Source organism: Leifsonia poae, assembly GCF_020009625.1.
GTDB lineage: Bacteria > Actinomycetota > Actinomycetes > Actinomycetales > Microbacteriaceae > Leifsonia > Leifsonia poae_A.
On record NZ_JAIHLP010000002.1, the window covers coordinates 430091 to 448206 of the forward strand.

General features: G+C 65.8%; 14 protein-coding genes and 1 pseudogene. 9 read left to right on the forward strand and 6 right to left on the reverse strand.

The window, feature by feature from the left end; translation table 11 throughout:
• Positions 1–114: 114 nt before the first annotated feature.
• A complete protein-coding gene (locus tag K5L49_RS02760) occupies positions 115–3561 on the forward strand; it encodes an Ig-like domain-containing protein (protein ID WP_223690493.1) in 3447 nt (1148 codons plus the stop codon).
• 136 nt (positions 3562–3697) lie between these two features.
• Positions 3698–5080: an FAD-dependent oxidoreductase gene (locus K5L49_RS02765; protein ID WP_223690494.1), complete on the forward strand. Its 1383-nt coding sequence runs from the start codon at positions 3698–3700 to the stop codon at positions 5078–5080.
• 20 nt (positions 5081–5100) lie between these two features.
• Here K5L49_RS02765 and K5L49_RS02770 read toward each other — a convergent pair whose 3' ends face one another.
• The 3 genes from K5L49_RS02770 to K5L49_RS02780 all read right to left on the reverse strand — a co-directional run bounded on the left by K5L49_RS02770 (position 5101) and on the right by K5L49_RS02780 (position 7250).
• On the reverse strand, positions 5101–5742 hold the full coding sequence (locus K5L49_RS02770) for a winged helix-turn-helix transcriptional regulator (RefSeq protein ID WP_223690495.1): 642 nt from the start codon (positions 5740–5742) through the stop codon (positions 5101–5103).
• Between the two features lie 5 nt (positions 5743–5747).
• Positions 5748–6182 (reverse strand): VOC family protein, encoded by a 435-nt coding sequence (locus tag K5L49_RS02775; RefSeq protein WP_223690496.1) that lies wholly within the window; start codon positions 6180–6182, stop codon positions 5748–5750.
• Positions 6183–6254: 72 nt separating this feature from the next.
• Positions 6255–7250 carry an alpha/beta fold hydrolase gene (locus K5L49_RS02780; protein ID WP_223690497.1) on the reverse strand — a complete coding sequence of 332 codons (996 nt, stop codon included), beginning with the start codon at positions 7248–7250 and terminating at the stop codon, positions 6255–6257.
• A 147-nt stretch (positions 7251–7397) separates the two neighbouring features.
• Here K5L49_RS02780 and K5L49_RS02785 point away from each other — a divergent pair, with 147 nt between their 5' ends.
• The 7 genes and pseudogenes from K5L49_RS02785 to K5L49_RS02815 all read left to right on the forward strand — a co-directional run bounded on the left by K5L49_RS02785 (position 7398) and on the right by K5L49_RS02815 (position 15819).
• Positions 7398–8039, forward strand: a complete 642-nt coding sequence (locus K5L49_RS02785) for a dihydrofolate reductase family protein (protein WP_223690498.1) — start codon at positions 7398–7400, stop codon at positions 8037–8039.
• Between the two features lie 117 nt (positions 8040–8156).
• Positions 8157–8489 carry a gamma-glutamylcyclotransferase family protein gene (locus tag K5L49_RS02790; protein ID WP_223690499.1) on the forward strand — a complete coding sequence of 111 codons (333 nt, stop codon included), beginning with the start codon at positions 8157–8159 and terminating at the stop codon, positions 8487–8489.
• Positions 8490–8629: 140 nt separating this feature from the next.
• Positions 8630–10308, forward strand: a pseudogene (gene istA, locus K5L49_RS02795) (IS21 family transposase).
• Entirely contained in the window at positions 10305–11114 is an 810-nt protein-coding gene (istB, locus tag K5L49_RS02800; protein ID WP_223690500.1) for an IS21-like element helper ATPase IstB, read from the forward strand. The pseudogene istA and the gene istB overlap by 4 nt, the downstream one beginning before the upstream one ends.
• A 1638-nt stretch (positions 11115–12752) precedes the next feature.
• Positions 12753–13508: a hypothetical protein gene (locus K5L49_RS02805; protein ID WP_223690501.1), complete on the forward strand. Its 756-nt coding sequence runs from the start codon at positions 12753–12755 to the stop codon at positions 13506–13508.
• 146 nt (positions 13509–13654) lie between these two features.
• Positions 13655–14161 carry a GNAT family N-acetyltransferase gene (locus K5L49_RS02810; protein ID WP_223690502.1) on the forward strand — a complete coding sequence of 169 codons (507 nt, stop codon included), beginning with the start codon at positions 13655–13657 and terminating at the stop codon, positions 14159–14161.
• 314 nt (positions 14162–14475) lie between these two features.
• A complete protein-coding gene (locus K5L49_RS02815; RefSeq protein ID WP_223690503.1) occupies positions 14476–15819 on the forward strand; it encodes a serine hydrolase domain-containing protein in 1344 nt (447 codons plus the stop codon).
• Positions 15820–15867: 48 nt separating this feature from the next.
• Here K5L49_RS02815 and K5L49_RS02820 read toward each other — a convergent pair whose 3' ends face one another.
• From K5L49_RS02820 to K5L49_RS02830, 3 genes are all read right to left on the reverse strand, one after another.
• Positions 15868–16311: an SRPBCC family protein gene (locus K5L49_RS02820; RefSeq protein WP_223690504.1), complete on the reverse strand. Its 444-nt coding sequence runs from the start codon at positions 16309–16311 to the stop codon at positions 15868–15870.
• Positions 16312–16417: 106 nt separating this feature from the next.
• A complete protein-coding gene (locus tag K5L49_RS02825) occupies positions 16418–17185 on the reverse strand; it encodes an SDR family NAD(P)-dependent oxidoreductase (protein WP_223690505.1) in 768 nt (255 codons plus the stop codon).
• Between the two features lie 41 nt (positions 17186–17226).
• Positions 17227–18063, reverse strand: a complete 837-nt coding sequence (locus tag K5L49_RS02830) for an SDR family oxidoreductase (protein WP_223690506.1) — start codon at positions 18061–18063, stop codon at positions 17227–17229.
• Between the last annotated feature and the right edge of the window lie 53 nt (positions 18064–18116).

Here is an 18116-nt window from a genome sequence, read left to right on the forward strand (position 1 = left end):
TCTGTGGAAGTTCACAGCTTCCTGTTCCCGCACCTCAGCTCCACCCGCTAGCGCGCCCGCTCACCCCCCGGCCGCGCTGACGCATCCCCCTACCCTCTTCCAGCTAGGAGAACCGTGCCCAAGCGCATGTCCACGGCCCGGCGACTCGCAGTAGCGATCGCACTGTGTCTCACCCCAGCCATCGCGGTCGGTCTCGCCCCCGCCGCGTTCGCATCCCCCGTCCGGAGCGCACCGACGGAAGTCGCCACGGGCGACGACTGGTCGGTGACCTCTGCCCCCGGTGGCTACATCGTCACCCTTCGGCTCGATGAGCCGCTGCCGATGGTGAACGACGCCCCGACGCTGCTCGTCGACGGAAAGTCGATCGGCCTCGCCGCGGAATCAGATGATCTTCTCTCACTCTCCGTCGCCACCTCCGACCCGGCCGTCGCCAAGGCGACGAGTGTCACCAAGGGATGGTCGAGCGGCGACACCGAGAAGGCGCAAGAGACCGACAGCGCACCGGCCACACCGACCGTTCCCGAGAACAAGACACTGCTGAAGCAGCTGAAGTCACTCGCTGCACCGCTCGCTGCCGGCGTACCCGACCCCGCGGAGACCGGTGCGTACACCGTGACCGAAGCGGAGTACGACTTCGGCGACCAGGCCGTGCCGCTCGCCGCGATCGGCGGTCTCCGCGGTGAAGTCACCGGAAAGATGTACCTCAGCAGTGCGAGTGGGGCCCGTCCGACGATCATCCTGCTGCACGGTCGCCACACCTCCTGCTCCGGCGGCGGCGCGAACCCGCTGCGCTGGCCGTGCGGCCCGACGCAGATGAACATCCGAAGCTACCTCGGCTACGAGGGAACAGCGCGGTCTCTGGCCTCCGACGGCTACAACGTGCTCTCGATCGCGGCCAACTCGGTCAACTCCAACGACAACCAGCTCGCGCTCGACTACGGAGCACAGGCCCGCGGTCAGCTGATCCTCGACACGCTCACGATGCTTCAGAAGGCGAGCGCCGGCACGGCGGTCAGCTTCGACGACATCACGACGGCGGCATCCGGGGTTCCCAGCACGACGACCACACGCACACTCGACGAAGCGCTCGTTCGCGCCACGACCCGTGCCGACCAGCCGGCCGCCGCATCCGGAGTCACCGCCGCATCGCTGGTCGGCCGTTTCGATCTGAAGCATGTCGGCATCATGGGCCACTCACGCGGGGGAGAGGGCGTGGTCTCGGCAGCGACCCTGAACCAGGCGCTCGACACGCCTTTCGGGATCGAGGCTGTGCTGCCCCTGGCACCGGTCGACTTCGGCCGGATGACGCTGCCGGATGTGCCCACCGCTGTTTTCCTGCCCTATTGCGATGGGGATGTCTCCAACCAGCAGGGTCAGCACTTCATCGACGACTCCCGGAATGCGTTCGACGACAATGTGCTGCGTTCCGCGGTCTGGGTGATGGGGGCCGATCACAACTTCTTCAACACCGTATGGACACCCGGTCTCTACCCGGCCGCCACGGGCGACGATTGGAGCACCTCCGACCGCACCTCGACATGCGCGACGACGGACCCGACACGTCTCAGCGCCGCGCAACAATATCAGGTCGGCGTCTCGTACATGACCGGGTTCTTCCGGCTGACGATGGGCGGCGAAAAGCAGTTCCAGCCGCTGTTCGACGGCTCCGTGAAGCCCACGACACCCTTGACCTCCTTCGCGGACGTGCGGGTCATGGCCAAGCAGCCGCAGGACGCCACATCGTCGATCGCCGAGTTCACCAGCGAGAGCACGCTGATCCGCACCGTCGGCGCGGCCACGGCGACTGTCTGCACCAACCTCACGGGCCGCACCGTGCCGCAGTCGCTTCCGTTCTGCGCCGTCACCAAGGCGTCGGCGCAGGTACCGCACTGGACGCCGGGATCGTTCGCTCCCAATGTGCCGGAGTTTCCGGCCACGAAGTTCCTCTGGACGGGCGCCTCGGCGACCGACCCGGCTGTCGCGAGCACCGGCGAGCTGCGTGTGAGCGTGCCCGCTAAGCAGCGTGACGTATCAGCGTTCTCCCAACTCACCGTGAAGACGGCACCGGACGAGACCGTGAAGGCCGGAACGGATTTCACCATCACTGTCATCGACGGGAGCGGGGCATCCACGTCCGTCCTCGCCTCGACTGTGAACCCGCTCGCCGTCAACCGGATGCCCGGAGGCACGCACACGACTCTCAACAAGATCGTGCTGCAACAGCTCACGATCCCCACCTCGAGCCTGACCGGCATCGACCTTAAGGATGTCCGCGAGGTGCGCTTCAAGGCCGCGAACGGCGCCGACGGCACCGGGACCGGCGGTGTCTACCTCTCCGATCTCGCCTTCGACACCCCGAGCGTCGGCACGGCGGTGATCGCGACGCGTACAACGGTCAATGTCGGTGCGACCTCGGTCGAGGAAGGCGACGGCCCCGGCACGGCAGACGTCCCGGTGTATCTGAGTCGCGCCGACAAGAAGACGATCACGGCCTACGTCAGCGTGCTCGGGTCTGCGACCGCGACGGCAGGGATCGCCATGGAGAAGGTCGTCTTCGCCCCCGGTGAGACGTGCAAGGCAGTGACGGTCACAACGGCCGGCAACAAGACCCCCTCATCGACCCCGAGCACGGCATTCAAGGTGAGCGCGACGAATACGCAGAACGCCGTCATGGGCGCCAACGCCTTCGCGAACCTCACGGTGCGTGAAGACGACGGCATCACTGGTTCCGCCGTCGCGCTGCCGCCGGTCGGTGTGCAGGGCGATGTCTGCGCCGAGCTCGCCTCCGTGCACAGCCCGAGCGTGCTCGCGACGACGGCCGACGATGTCGCCCCGGACGACACCTTCACGGCGACCGCACGCGGCTACCGTGTGGGTGAGTCCGTCGCCTTCACCTTCGGAGCGGCAGACCTCGGGCGGGTGATCGCCGACAAGGATGGCGTCGCCTCGCTGGAGATCACGGTTGCACCGGATGCCACGCTCGGCGCCACTCCGGTGACGGCGATCGGGGCCGCCTTCGGCCACCGATCCGCCGCGGACATCTCCGTTCTCGCGCCGACCGAGACCACTCTGTCGTTCTCCCCGGCGAAGCCGGCCGCCGGCGACGTGGTCACCTTCGTCGCGACCGTGACCGGTGCCGATACGGCCGGGAAGGTCACCCTGCTCGACAGTGGGAGCGCACCAGCCAGAACGATCACACCGGCGCTCTCCCGGGCCGTCGCCGCGAGCGACCCCATCGTTCTCGGAAGTGCCGAGCTCGTGCACGGAGTGGCGACGGTGACGGTTGCTCTGCCGGCCGGCACCCACTCGGTGACGGCTCGGTTCGAGCGCACCGCCACCGCGAGTTCTTCGCTCTCGGACCCGCTGACCTTCAGCGTGCGTGCGAGTGGTTCGGTTGGAGGCGGCTCGGGCGCCGCACCGACCGATTCGGCCGGAGGCTCGGCAAGCGACCCGCTCGCCGCGACGGGCCTCGACATCGTCCAGTGGGTCGTCGGAGCGCTCATCGTTCTCGCGATCGGCGCCGGACTCGTGTGGGGCGGCCGTCGCCGGCGGATCGCGTAGCGACCACCGGTCAGCGGGGGTCGGCCCACACGGGCCGGCCCCCGTTCGCCTTCGCGAGACTATGCTGCGGATCAGCGCCCTCCGCGGTGTCGACGAGCATCGACCCCGATTCAGCGGCGGACACCGAGGAGGAGCCATGGATGAGCTGGTTGTCGACACTCTGATCATCGGGTGGGGCAAAGGCGGCAAGACTCTGGCGGGCACCCTCGGCCGTCTGGGGCGTTCGGTGGCGTTGGTGGAGCGGTCGACGCAGATGTATGGCGGCGGCTGCATCAACATCGCCTGCGTTCCGACGAAAGACCTGGTGCACAGCGCCGAGCAGCGGAGGCCGAGCGACGATCCGCAGGCGTGGTTCAGCGCGTCCGTGGTCGGGAGGGACACCCTCGTCGAGAAGTTGCGCGAACGCAATCATGAGATGCTCGCGGGTGTGCCGGCCGTCACGCTCATCGACGGGCGGGCACGCTTCACGGGCCCGCACGAGGTCGAGGTAAGCGCTGGTGCCGAGCGGCTCCTCGTGAGTGCCGACACGATCGTGATCAACACCGGGACCGCGCCGGCGCGCCCGGGGATCCCCGGCGCCGAGTCCAGCCCGCGGGTGCACGATTCCGAGTCCATTCAGCACATCGAGCCGTTCCCGAAGAGTCTCGTGGTGGTGGGCGGCGGCTATGTCGGCCTCGAGTTCGCCGGCATGTTCTCCCATTTCGGCGCGGCAGTGACCGTCGTCGATCGCAACGAGCAGCTGATGCCCCGGGAAGACCGCGATGTCGCAGACGCCGTGGCCGCACTTCTCGCGGAGTCCGGCGTCGAATTTCTGCAGGGTGCGACGGTGGTGCAGATCGACGAGGGAGATGCTGGCGCATCGGTCACCGTCGAGATCGACGACGGAGCCCGGACCATCGAAGGCGAGGCCGTGCTCTTCGCCACCGGCCGTCGCCCCGTCACGGCCGACCTCGGATTGGATGCCGCCGGTATCGTTGTCGACCACCGCGGATTCGTCGTCGTCGACGAAAGGCTCCGCACCTCGGTTCCCGGGGTGTTCGCGATCGGCGATGTGAATGGTGGTCCGCAGTTCACCTACATCTCACTGGACGACAATCGCATCGTCCTGTCCCAGCTGACCGGCACGGGTGAGCGCACAACGGCCGACCGCGTCGCCGTGCCGTCCGTCACCTTTCTCTCGCCGCCGGTCGCTCGGGTCGGTCTGAACGAGATCGAAGCGCGCGCGAGCGGGCGGCGGCTTTTGCGTGCCGGAAAGAAGATCGTCGACATCGCGGCCATGCCACGACCGAAGATCGTCGGCGAGACGCACGGGCTGATCAAGGTCATCGTCGATGCCGACACCGACCTGGTGGTCGGCGCGACCGTCTTCTCCGTTGACGCTCAGGAGGTGATCAATCTCATCGCCCTTGCCATGCGGGCCGGCGTGACGGCGAGTGAGCTGCGTGACGGGATCTGGACGCATCCGTCGAGCACCGAAGCCCTGAATGAAGTGCTCGGCGGGCTGGTGCCCCTGCGCTGATCCACGTCACCCCTCGCCGATCAGGCCGCCAGATGGAAGGTGTTCGCGAAACGGCCGAGAAGGTGGTCAGGACCGCGCAACACCTTGACTGCGCCGGCGGCCAACGCGAATTCTGGTTCAAGCTCGCCGGCGATGAGTCGGTGGATGCCCGGCCCTGCCGAGAACGCGAGGTCGACCTGGCCGCCCCCACGTTGCACGGCCAGATGGGGGCCGTCCACCCGGATGAGAAGCTCGCCGGTGCCGAAGTGCGCCCCATAGGCGGTCGACGGCAGGTTCGCTGCCACCTCAGGACGGAAGGCGGCCTGGAGGTCGATCGCCATCGAGTCCGGCGTGACGATCTGCTCGTCGCGGGGTTCGCGCATCGCTTTGAACCCCCATGCTCCGAGCGCGACCACGACGGGCTCGAGTTCGTGCCCATACGCGGTCAGCTCGTAGACGATCACCCGAGAGTGCGGAGCCCGGCGAAGGATCCCCGCCGCTTGCAGCTCCTTGAGCCGCGCCGCCAGGATGTTGCTCGGGATGCGGGGGAGCCCGGCGGCGAGCTCACCGTAGCGGCGCGGCCCGACGAGCAGGTCGCGAACGATGAGCAACGCCCAGCGTTCGCCCACGAGCTCCAGGGCTTGCGAGACCCCGCCGTACTGCCCGTAGTCGCGTGCGGCCATCGACCTCAGGCCTGCTGATTCAGGTAGGCCTCGGGGCCGTGCTCGACGGCCACCGGATCCATGTAGCCGAACTCGAGGATGTTGCCGTCGGGGTCGGTGAGCTGCCGCTGGTACATGAATCCGAAATCGGACGCGGGATGCGCTTCGGTGCCGCCCGCAGCCAGACCTGCGGCGAGGGCGGCGTCGACTTCCTCACGGCTGTCGACGAAGATCGCGGTGGCCGAGGAGACAGTGGCGGCCGGGTCGCCGATCGGTCGGTCGGTGAAGGTCTGGAAGAAGTCGCGCACCAGGATCATGAAATAGCTGTGGTCCTCCTCGACGACGACGCAGGCGGCGTTGTGGTCGGTGAAGAGTGGGTTGATCGTGAATCCGAGCGCCGTGTAGAACGCCTTCGCGCGTTCCAGGTCGGTCACCGGCAGGTTGACGAACATCGCGGTCATTTCGGTTCCTTTCGTGGCTACGGTTTCGTATCAGAGCTTACACTTGCAAAAAACAAGCGAAAGGTCAAGAGGTCAACCGGCGACCAGGAAGCTGTCGAGACCGGCGGCGATCTCCTCCGACTTGGTGTGGTGCAGGTAGTGCTCGGCATCCAGCTGAACGACCTCGCCACGCTCCACGCTCGCCGCCTGCTGTTCGTGCAGGCTGAGCCAGCCCTTCACATCCTTGTTGTCGGCCTGGACGAACAAGAGGACCGGCAGATCGCGCGGGAAGGCGAGCTTCTGCGCGTTGTGAAAGTTGGCACTGAAGTGCTCCATCTCGTTGGTGTAGGTCGAGTTGAGGGAGTTTTTGTTCGCCAGGAGTGCCATCTGCTCCTTCGTCGCCGCGCTATAGGGCAGCCCGGCATACGGATCCGGCGCGAGCGCCGTCAGAACCCGCATCAAGCCCAGCGACTTCGCCGCTTTCATGCCGGCGATGGGAAGTTCGTCGTCCATTCCGGGCTGCGTCGGCACGCTGCTGTCGATTCCGACGAAGGCTGTGACCTCATCCGGGTAGGTGTTGGCGTACTGGAGGCCGTAGATGCCGGCGATCGAGTGCCCCATCAGGATGTACTGTGCAATGCCGAGACCCCGCAGGGCCCCATGCACTTCGGAGACGATGTTCGCCGAAGTTCGCTCGCGGTCGGTGCCGTCGCTCAGGCCGTAGCCGAACGGCTCCACGACGACCACACGGTAGTGCGGGGCCAGTTCCTTCACAATCGGACCGAAATCGAGCACGGGAGAGGCGGTTCCGAAGCCGGGGAGCAGCACGACAGTGCGGTCGCCGCTGCCAGACAGGGACACGTTCATCCTCTTGCCGTCGACCTGGACCATCTGGCCGTATCGTTCGATCTTCTTCTCTTCGGATGCGGTGGCGACCGCGTTGACCGTCGTCGTGCCGATGAGCACGACGACGAGGGTGGCTAGTACTCCCGCGAGGGAGGTGAGAATGACCCGCAATGCCTTTCTGGGACGCTTCTTGCGGGGAGTTGCGGTGTGGGCGGCGGATGTCGGATTGGTGCTGTCGTCCATTCCTCCAGGCTAGGAAGGAAGGCCGTCCCGGCGAGTCGGGCGACGGTCCCATCCCTGTCAGACCGTAGCCTCATCCCGCAACCTGTTGACGTGGCCGCGAGTGTCTGAAACCTTGGACGACGTACGCATCACTTCCGGAGGAATCTCATGACTGTTCGCGTCGACCTCAACCTTTCACTCGACGGCGTCGCGGTGACGACCGATCAGACCGCCGAGAATCCGATGGGCGAGGATTGGGGTCGGCTCGTCGCCTCCTATATCGCCACGAGGACGTTCCGCGAGCGCGTGCTGCATGAGACGACGGGGGAGGGCACCACCGGCGTTGACGATCGCTATGCGGCGGCATACTTCGATAACATCGGCGCGGAGATCATGGGCGCCGGGATGTTCGGCCTCCACTCGTTCCCGGACGATCCGGATTGGCGCGGGTGGTGGGGCGATGAGCCGCCGTTCCGCGCGCCGGTGCTCGTACTCACCCACCGGGAGCGCCCGCCGCTGGAGTTCGCAAACGGCACTCGTTTCGACTTCCTTGCCGTGAGCCCTGAGGATGCGCTGAATCGCGCACGTGATCTCGCCGGCGGGGCTGACATTCGGATCGGTGGGGGAGTGAGCGTCGTCCGCGACTTCCTGGCAGCCGGTCTCGTGGACCGCCTGCACGTCGCGATCGCCCCGATCGTCATCGGACGCGGCGTGCACCTCTGGGACGATCTGTCCGGCCTCGAACGTGATTACACCGTCACGTCGGAGATCGCCGAGAGCGGTGTTGTCCACGTCACGTTCGTGCGCTGACCGCGCTCAGGGTATCGAGGCGGCCGAAGCGGAGCTCCGGCGCCCACCGGCAGACGATCGTGGGATATGGACGCTGAGGCATGCCGTCAGGCGTGGGCACGGTGCCAGCATGGTGTCGTGATCAATCGACTCTTCTCCTATGGAACACTTCGCCAGGCCGAGGTGCAGCATGCCCTGTTCGGCCGGGCCGTACCCACCACCCCGGATTCGCTGCCCGGGCACCGACTGGAATGGCTGCTGATCAGAGACCCCGATGTCATCGCCACGAGCGGCTCCGACCGCCACCCGATCCTTCGGACCGGATCATCCGAGGAGAGCGTGGACGGCGCGTGGCTCGAGGTCACAGATTTAGAACTCGCCGCCGCCGACGACTACGAGGTCGACGACTATGTGCGATCCCTCGTCACGCTGGCCTCCGGCATCCACGCCTGGGCGTACCTCGCAGCCTGACTCTGTCAGTCTGAGTTGGCCCCGGGATGTCGGTGATAAGTGGCCCCACCCTCTGACACGCCGGGCCGGTTGTGTCGGTGATATTTGGCCCCACCTGAGTGTGGTCTCGTCTGTGTTCTTGATGACGAGAAGGGCCTGGGATGAGGTCGGACAGAGTGGAGTTGTTCGCGCAGATTCGCCGTGATGCCCGAATCGAGAAGCTCTCGATCCGGGAACTGGCGAGAAAGCATGGGGTGCACCGTCGCACCGTACGGCAGGCGCTGGAATCGGCTGAACCGCCGGATAGGAAGCGGCGAGAGCAGCCTGCACCGAAACTCGATGCGGTGCGGGAGCTGATCGATGAGATGCTGCGGCAGGACATCGACGGGCCGAGGAAGCAGCGGCAGACCGCAACACGGATCTGGCACCGCCTCCTGGACGAGCACGGTGCGCAGGTTGGATACCCGACGGTGCGGGACTACGTCCGCGTTCGCCGACCGGAGATCCTGGGCAGGTCGGCGTTGTCGAGGGCGATGGTGCCGCAGCAGCACCTGCCCGGTGCGGAGGCGGAGGTCGACTTCGGTGAAGTGTGGGTGATCCTGGCCGGGTGAAGACGAAGTGTTACCTGTTCGCTTACCGGCTCTCCTTCTCCGGTCGTGCCGTGCATCGGGTGTATCCGACACAGGCGCAGGAAGCGTTCCTGGAAGGGCACATCGACGCGTTCGAGGAGACCGGCGGCATCCCGAGGTTGCAGATCAAGTACGACAACCTGACCCCGGCGGTGAAGCAGGTGATCCACGGCGGTCACCGGCAACGGATCGAGAACGACCGGTGGGTGCTGTTCCGCTCGCACTACGGCTTCGACGCGTTCTATTGCGAACCCGGGATCGAGGGTGCGCACGAGAAGGGCGGCATCGAAGGCGAGGTCGGCCGGTTCCGCAGCACCTGGCTCTCACCCATGCCGCAGGTGGACTCTCTCGCGGAGTTGAACGCGAAGATCCGCGACGGGGACGTTCAGGATGAGGATCGGCGGATCGGGCAGAAGATCACCACCGTCAAAGCCGATTACGCCTTTGATCGCGACCAACTGGCACCGTTGCCGCGTGACCGTTTCGACCCCGGCCTGGAGTTGTATCCGATGGTCGACCGTTCCGCGCTGGTCACGGTGCGGCAGGCGAAATACTCCGTCCCCGTCCGGTTCATCGGCCGCAAGCTGCGGGTGTCGTTGCGGGCCTCCGAACTCGTCGTCTTCGACGGCCGCACCGAAGTGGCCCGGCATGAGCGGGTGATCCAACGATACGGGCAGTCCGTTGTGCTGGATCACTACCTGGAGGTGCTGAAGATCAAGCCGGGCGCGCTCGGCGGTTCCACCGTCCTCGCTCGGGCCCGGGAGTCGGGTGTGTTCACCGTCGAGCACGAGGCCTTCTGGGCTGAGTCGCGGAAAGTCAACGGTGACGCCGCCGGCACCCGCGAGCTCATCGACGTCCTGCTCCTGCACCGCACGATGCCCGATGAATCGGTTCTCGCTGGGATCCGCGCGGCGCTCTCGGTGGGGCCCGTGCTCGCCGATGTCGTCGCCGTGGAAGCTCGACGAGCCGCGACCCTCCTGGCTTCTGCGGGCGCGGGTGGTCAGCCGCAGTCGGCGGGGCCCGGCCGGGAGCCGTTGCCGAAGGTGGTCTCACTCACTCAGCGGCGCCTGGCGGACCCGGCTGCAGTGATCGCCGGTCTTCCACCGGATTCCCGACCGGTGCCAACCGTGACCGGATACGACGAGTTGCTCACCAAACGAGCGGTGAAAGAGGTAACCGCGCCTCTGAACGAAGGGATCCAGGGAGCATGAGTCCAACCGTGACGAACGTAACCAGCACGCTGCGCCGCCGCACCAGCCTGACCGAAGAAGCCGCGTCCGCTGCGGTCGACTCCGTTTGCCGCAGGTTGCGGCTGCCCACGATCCGCGCAGTCGTGGAGGAGGCGACGAAGAACGCCCAGCGGGAGCAGCTGTCCTACCTCGGCTACCTCGCCGAGCTGTTGCTGGCCGAGGTCGACGACCGGGACCGCCGCTCCACCATCCGCCGCGTCGCCAACGCCGGGTTCCCCAGGCAGAAGTGGCTGGCCGACTTCGACTTCGACGCGAACCCGAACATCAACCCCGCCACCATCCACACCCTCGCCACCGGAGACTGGATCAGAAGGGGTGCACCCTTGTGCCTGATCGGAGACTCCGGCACCGGGAAGTCGCACCTGTTGATCGGGCTCGGAACCGCAGCAGCCGAGGCAGGTTACCGGGTCCGATACACCCTCGCCACGCGGCTTGTGAACGAGCTGGTGGAAGCCTCCGACGAGATGCAGCTTGGCCGGACCATCGCCCGCTACGGCCGCGTCGACCTGCTCATCATTGATGAGCTCGGGTACATGGAACTCGACCGCCGCGGCGCCGAGCTCCTCTTCCAAGTCCTCACCGAGAGGGAAGAGAAAGCCTCCGTCGCCATCGCCACCAACGAGGCATTCTCCGGGTGGACGAAAACCTTCACCGACCCGAGGCTCTGCGCGGCGATCGTCGACCGGCTCACCTTCCACGGCACCATCATCGAAACCGGCACCAACTCCTACCGACTCAACCACAGCAGGCAACCTCAGGCTGTCTGACCGGTTCGGATTCCTCGATGCAGCGCCTTCCGCCATCACCGGATTCTGGCACCAATCGACGATGTACGTTGCCGAGATCACTACGCTGAGGGATTGTAGTCTTGGAGGCATGCGCGCCATAGAGACTGTTCATGCTGAGCCGCGCGATTCGGTTGAGTCGCCCGCGTTTCGTGTGAACTATTGGCAGCGGACGTCACCGGACCGCGCATGGAACTTGGAAGCATACGTCTTGACGGACGTCGAGGACGTTATCGAGGTCCTGCGGTGGACGAAGGAACACGCGAACGGACGCCGATTCGAAGTCTTCGCTGAGGTAGACCCGGAACCGGAGTTCGAAGGCCGTCCGCGAACGACTCCGCTTATCCGGCTAGTCGGCGAAAACCCCAATGCTGGCCATTCGGTCGAGATTGGTCGCTTCGAAGCGATCTAGGCGGCTCCATTTCACTCCTGGAAACGCCTTAGAGCAATGACGAAGGAGGGTAGAGAACGCCTTCTCTACCCTCCTTCGTCGTGTCGTTACGCCCGTTATCCAGCTAGGTCGGAACGAACAAAGGTGACTGAAGCCGTTTCGCTAACTGGCGCCTGGTCGTTGGCAGCTGCGAAGTTGCCGCCACAGAGGACGGGCTTGATGTCACCGTACTTCGCGTATGTCGGTTGCCCGCTTAGTACATAGCCAGGAGGCGGGGTGATCTCGCCCTGCGCCCAGCCCCGGGAGTCCCCTGGGCCCTGATTGCAGGGAACGGCCCTGTTGTTCTGGATCGAGGACTTGCCGGTGTTCGAGACATCGCCTGCACCCCACTGTGTTGGGTTCGGGGACACCCGGATCAGTGAATAGTGCAACTTCAGGCTGCCAGCTGGTCCGGTGCACGTCACCACCGCAACGCCGTTGATCGTGCCCGTAACGTGTGTCGAGCCGTGAACCCACTGGACGTTCAAGTCGCAGCCGATAGACGGCGCCATGGTTGCCAACTGAGCATCTGAAGGCTTGGGTCCCACTGGCGGGAGGACGGTGAGCTGCGTCTCCTCCGTCGTGAACACCGTGCTGCCGTCACGCTGGGAGACGTCAGCACTCTGATACGAAGAAGCAGTGCCGCTATCGGTCGTGCCGGCATCAGCCGCGATGGGCGTAGACGCGTTGGCCGGAGCAACAGCGGCGACCGACCCGCACAGCGCGAACACCCCGGCGATCACAGCGGCCCTGATTGGCGATGATTTCAACAATCGGTTCCCCTCACCGCTCGCAGTCCATCCTGCGAGCTTTCACAGGACGCGTATGGCAAGCCGTCACTCCCGTAAAGCGTCGACTAGATTGCACAGCTCTACGGTCGACTCCGATCTCAGTTGCGACCCAGAGCGTTTCTGCCGGCCGCCGGGCGGGAAACAATGGCGGCCACTCACTACGGCACGTGCTCCTGGCCAAGCTCGCCACGGTGGTCCTGAAACCAGCGGACATTCCCGCCACCAAGCATCATCTTCGACGGCCGGCGCCGCGTTGCCCGAGCCCGAGCCCGAGCCCGAGCAGGCAACCAGAGAGGAGCCAAATAACTCCTACAGCCCGGGGCCAGAAAGGGTTGACAAAGCCACAGCCGATGCGGCGGCGACACCGGGTCCCGGCCTCGCCGGAGAAGGAGCATGAGCATGAATCCGGGAACTGGTGCCGAGGTTGTCGTCACCGAAGGCCCCGCGACACGACGCGCGCGCTCGTACCAGTGGTTGCTCGACCACTTGGCTGCGTTCCCCGGACGGGTCACCGTGGTGACCTTCGCCGCAGGGGTCGTCGTGACCGTCGCCGCCGGACTCTGGGACGGCGACTGGAACCCGACGAAACTCATTTCGCTGATCGCGACGTTGTGGGCGCTGTTCTTCGCGGTCATGATCTACCTGCTCACGGCGCGCGACACCGACAAGGTGCTCGACCAGATCGCCGACCTTCATGAACAGCTCGCGACCGCCCTGGATGCTCCCTCGGAAGACGCCGGCCCGTCCGATGGCGGTTCCGCCGACCACGCCGTCGACACAGCACCGGATACGGAATCCCTGGCCGGGGTACCCCGACCAGCCGTGCGGCCGCTTGCGCCGGCACAGACCGACCACCGGGAGCTGCAGCAGCACGGCGCACGCCCGGGGCCGCGACTCGTGAACGGTTCGCCCGCGATCATCGAAGAGGTGCCGGCTGAACTGATCACGGCCTGGACCTCGGCGACGGGCAAGAACCGCGAAGATCTCGCCCGGGCGTGGACGAGAGACCCTCGATCGGATAGGCAGTGGGTGTTCGAGACGTCGAGCCGCGAACGGTGGCTGGTCTTCTCTAAAGGGGACAGGGGAGTGGGTGTGATGTCGCTCGACGAAGTGGGCAGGGCCGGTCGACACCGCCCGAACCCGTTGCGTCGCTGACGGATCCATTCCGCACTGGTCAGAACTTCTTCACATGCGCTGAACGAGACGGACCGGACGTGGTCGCCTGCGGCCGAGTAGCCTGTGAGCCAGACGCCCGTCGCGGAGTAGCCCCTCCGAACCACCTGCGAGACCCGGAGATCCCCATGACCGTCAACACACAATCGCCCGACCGTTTCGTCTCCGTCGACCCGACTGATGCGCTGGCCCGCCCGCTGCTCGAAGAACTGGCCGCCGAATATGACACCCGGTACGGTGACTTCTTCGGAGAGCCCGCATCGGTTGAGCTGAACCGGTATCCCGCAGAGAATTTCAGCGCGCCGGACGGCACTTTTCTCCTGTTGCTGCGTGAAGGCACCCCAATCGCCGGGGGCGCCTTCCAGCGCTTCGACGACTCGACCGCCGAACTCAAACGGATCTGGACGAGTTCCACCCACCGGCGCGAAGGGCTCGCCCGGCGCGTCGTCACCGAGCTGGAGGCCGAGGCAATCCGCCGGGGGTACGCACGTGTCTATCTCACCACCGGCCCCCGCCAGCCCGAAGCGGTGGCGCTCTACATCGCGGCAGGTTACACACCGGAGTTCGACGTGACCCTTCCACCCGAGGAGGTCGGCATCCACGCCTTCACCAAACAGCTTCGCACCGACGACTGAATAGAATCGGCGGGCGACCCCGTCGTCCGCTGATATGCGCCAACGGTCATTGACAGTGAGCGTTTCCCTGCGCTTGACTTTCCGGTGTAGGGGGTGGGGGCGTTCGTGATCTCCGGAGATGCGGTGCGGAGTGACGTGAGATCGCGCGCGGGGGACTCCGACCACGTCTTCCGCAAAGGAGAACAGCCGTGATTATGAGTGCCCCGAGGCGCCGTCGGCCGCGATCAACAGCGTCGATAGCGGTTGCAGCTGCCGCGTTCGTTGTACTCCCGTTGAGCGCGACGGCACCCGCCGCGGCGGTCGAACGTTCGTCTGTGACCGCCGTAGAGATGACGCCTGCGCTCCAGGCGCAGATCCAGCAGATGGTGGAGTCATTCCAGACGACCCACAACCTCCCGGGGATGTCCGTCGCGGTGGTCACTCCCAACCCGACGGGGCCGAACCCGGTGATCACGACGTTCGCCGCAGGGCATCCGGCCTGGGGGTCGCCGACCCCGGTGGACGCTTCGACGCAGTTCGAGCTCGGGTCAGAGTCGAAGATCTTCACCGCAGACCTGCTGTCGTACCTGGTCGCATCCGGCCAGGTGGCGCTCGACGATGAAGTACAGCACTACGCACCGGCCGGGATCACTGTGCCTGAGTGGACCGACCCGACGAGCGGCAAGACCACGCCGATCACCCTGCGCGACCTCGCCACCCACCAGGCGGGGCTGCCTGACTTGCCTCCGAACTTCCTCGACGGCTGCGGACTCCCGATGAACTGTGCGAACCCGCGCCCGGGTTACACGCAGACGATGCTCTGGAACGCCTTCGATCACCAGCAGCTGCTGTGGCGGCCGGGCACCCGCTGGCTCTACTCAGACTGGGGGTTCGGCCTCCTCGGAACGATCCTGGCGAACGTCGTCGATCCCGTTCCAGCATCGCAGCCGCCCGCCTACCAGTCCGCCCTCGACGGCGCGTTCCTGAACGCGTTGGGATTGTTCTCCACGACACTGGAAGCTCCCAGCCCGCGCCTCGCCGTCCCGTACTCGACATCGGGGAGTCTGACGTTCTCTTGGGACAACACCAACGCTTTCAGCGGCGCCGGTGGCCTCATCTCCGACGCCGCAGACATGGGCGCCTGGGTCGCCGCGCACCTCGGCTACATCCCGTCAACCGCGCCGACCGGGGTGCAGTCGATGGCGACCACCCTCCACCCGGTCAGCACGATCACGACCATGTGTTCGACGCCTACTGACTGCGGAAACGCCCACTTCCAGATGGGACTCGGATGGCGTCTCTTCGCCGCCACGTCGTCGGGCGTCGGAGTGCCCTGGGCGTTCAAAAACGGCGACACAGCCGGCTCCAGCACCGACACGGCCCTCGCCCCCAGCCTGCGGACGGGGGTCACCACGATGTTCAACCGACAGCGGGTGGACAATGAAGAGTTGGCGATCCCGATCCTTGCGCTTCTCGTCGCCGACCAACCGGCTCCGACCGCGACCCCGACGGCTTCTCCCGGCGCAGGCACAGACCCACCACGCACGACCGCCCTCGCCGACTCCGGATACCCCGCATCCGACCTCCTCGTTCCCGGGTTGGGAGCGGCAGCGCTGCTGGCCGTAGGAGTCGTGCTGGCCGCCAAACGCCGTAAGCACAGCGCGAACGGCGCCCGCTAACGCGGCGAGCCGGCGCCCGGCGGCATGGGAGCAACCCGTGCCATACGGTCAGCGCACTGACGAGTCCCGTTCGGCGATCGCCTTCACGCCTTTCACGAGGCTGTCCCACATGCCTTTCGAGTGCGCGGCACCTTCGACAGTTGAGTTGTTGTCCTGCGACAAGGTGAACTCTGTCGTGTCACCCTCGCCGGTCAATGTCCACGTGAGTGTGTGGTAGTTCTCGGGAACGTCGTCCTGGCCACTCAATGGGCTGAAATGCGTGTTCACGAGTCGCCATTCAGGCTCAACCTCAAGAATCACGCCTTTGTCCTCATATTCCTTGCCCTGCCAAACGCCGCGCCAGAGGATCGGAGAGCCGACGGCCCAGTCGGTCACGACGTCTGTGCCGAACATGAACTCCTTGATCGCGACACTGTCAGTGAGCACGGACCACACCCGGCCCCGTGGCGCATCGATCGTGATCGTCGAGGTTGCGACATAGCTCTCGGTCATTGCATTTTCCTTCTTCCACATCAGCCGGCGTCCACACGCCTGCCGCCAACCTAGTCGGTCGCGCCCCACCCAAAGTGTGATAGGCGACCGTTCAGCGTGGGCCGCTTCAGGCCTGCGCGGTGGGCATCGCCCACAGCTCGGCGATCGAAGACCGTCGCGGCCGGGTGACCATGTAGCCGATGCTCTCGGCGATGTCCTCGGGTTCGAGCAGTTCGGGGATGTTCACCGCTTCGGACGCGGCCAGCAGCCGCTGCACCTGGTCGCTGTTGTGAGACTTCAATTCAGTTGCGACGGCGCCAGGCTCGAGCACGCCGACGCGCACGTGCTTCTGGGTGACCTCCTGACGGAGGGCTTCGGTGAAGCCGTTCACCCCGAACTTCGTCATGTTGTACGCGGCGAACGTGGGCCAAGCTTGGCGTCCCGCGATCGAGGAGATGTTCACGATGTCTGCCACGCCTCGAAGCGCATTAGCGGCCGCGTCGAGCAGATGGGGGAGCGAGGCCTTGGTCATGTAGAGCAGTCCGTTCTGGTTGATCGCGATCATTCGCTCCCAGTCCTCGACGTCCTGCTCGAGGACGGAGCCGAGCAGCATCAGGCCGGCGTTGTTGACCAGGATGTCCAGTCGCCCGAACCGCTCGATCGTAGCGGCGACAGCGTGCTCGGCTTGGGCGCAGTCGGTGATGTCTGCTTCGACAGCGAGGGCGATCCCTCCCGCGGCTTGGATGCTCGCGACGAGCGTCGCAAGTCGGTCTTTGCGCCGGGCGACGACGACGACGGATGCGCCCAGAGCGGCGAGCTCTTCGGCAGTGGCTTCGCCGATGCCGCTACTGGCGCCGGTGACGATCGCTACGGTTCCTGCGAGATTCGATGACATGGGGGAGTTCCTTTTGTGTTGGGTTTCGGGTTGCGGTCGGATCAGCCGTCGAACGATAGTGATGCGGACAGGTCCCGGTGCGCCTCGATCTGAGCCCGGATGGTGGCGAGGTTCTGCTCCTCACTGGCCATCACGTCGGCGCCGGCGAGGAATCGCAAGGGCAGGTCGCCCGAGTCAGAGAGCGCGACAAGCGCGTGTCCGAGCTTCTTGGGATCGCCGCCCTGCAAGCCGTTCATGCTCTTCCACGCCACGATGGTCTCTGCGGTCAGCTCGGCGTAATCTTCGATCTCCAGCTCGGGCCACATCGTCGATGAGCCCTCGACCAGCAGCTCGGTGCGAAAGAAGCCGGGCTCCACAGCCATCGTCTTGATGCCGAACCGCTCCACGTCGTACCGCAACGACTCCATCCACCCCTCCAGTGCGAACTTCGACGCTGCATACGCCGCAACGAACTCCTGGCCCATCAAGCCTGCAGCTGAGGTGATCGTGATGACCTGACCAGAACGCTGCTTTCGCATGATGGGGAGGATCGCGCGGGCGACGTTGGTCGGACCGAAGAAGTTCGTCTCCATTTGAGCGCGAAGCTGCGCTGGGCTGGTGTTCTCGAAGTAGCCGGCATAGAAGTTGCCGGCATTGTTCACCAGCACGTCTATCCGTCCGAAGCGGTCCGCGGCGGCCTGTGCCGCCGAAGCCGCAGCGGCCGGGTCGGTGATGTCCAGCGCGACGGTCAACAGGTTCTCGTGCGCACCAACCGCCTCGAGTACCTTCTTCGGATCGCGGCCGGTCGCGACGACCTGGTGTCCGGCGGTGAGGGCGGCCCGGGCGATGTCGATGCCGAGGCCGCGGCCGGCTCCGGTGATGAACCACACGTTGCTCATGAAGTGATGCCTTCCTTGACGTTCTTCGCCAGCCGTTCGGCCGGCTCTCCGAG

Bases quoted from the DNA above. Each gene is read 5' to 3' on its own strand.
- K5L49_RS02765 (WP_223690494.1), top strand. From the start codon at position 3,698: ATGGATGAGCTGGTTGTCGACACTCTGATCATCGGGTGGGGCAAAGGC.
- K5L49_RS02770 (WP_223690495.1), bottom strand. From the start codon at position 5,742: ATGGCCGCACGCGACTACGGGCAGTACGGCGGGGTCTCGCAAGCCCTG.
- K5L49_RS02775 (WP_223690496.1), bottom strand. From the start codon at position 6,182: ATGACCGCGATGTTCGTCAACCTGCCGGTGACCGACCTGGAACGCGCG.
- K5L49_RS02780 (WP_223690497.1), bottom strand. From the start codon at position 7,250: ATGGACGACAGCACCAATCCGACATCCGCCGCCCACACCGCAACTCCC.
- K5L49_RS02785 (WP_223690498.1), top strand. From the start codon at position 7,398: ATGACTGTTCGCGTCGACCTCAACCTTTCACTCGACGGCGTCGCGGTG.
- istB (WP_223690500.1), top strand. From the start codon at position 10,305: ATGAGTCCAACCGTGACGAACGTAACCAGCACGCTGCGCCGCCGCACC.
- K5L49_RS02805 (WP_223690501.1), top strand. From the start codon at position 12,753: ATGAATCCGGGAACTGGTGCCGAGGTTGTCGTCACCGAAGGCCCCGCG.
- K5L49_RS02810 (WP_223690502.1), top strand. From the start codon at position 13,655: ATGACCGTCAACACACAATCGCCCGACCGTTTCGTCTCCGTCGACCCG.
- K5L49_RS02820 (WP_223690504.1), bottom strand. From the start codon at position 16,311: ATGACCGAGAGCTATGTCGCAACCTCGACGATCACGATCGATGCGCCA.
- K5L49_RS02825 (WP_223690505.1), bottom strand. From the start codon at position 17,185: ATGTCATCGAATCTCGCAGGAACCGTAGCGATCGTCACCGGCGCCAGT.
- K5L49_RS02830 (WP_223690506.1), bottom strand. From the start codon at position 18,063: ATGAGCAACGTGTGGTTCATCACCGGAGCCGGCCGCGGCCTCGGCATC.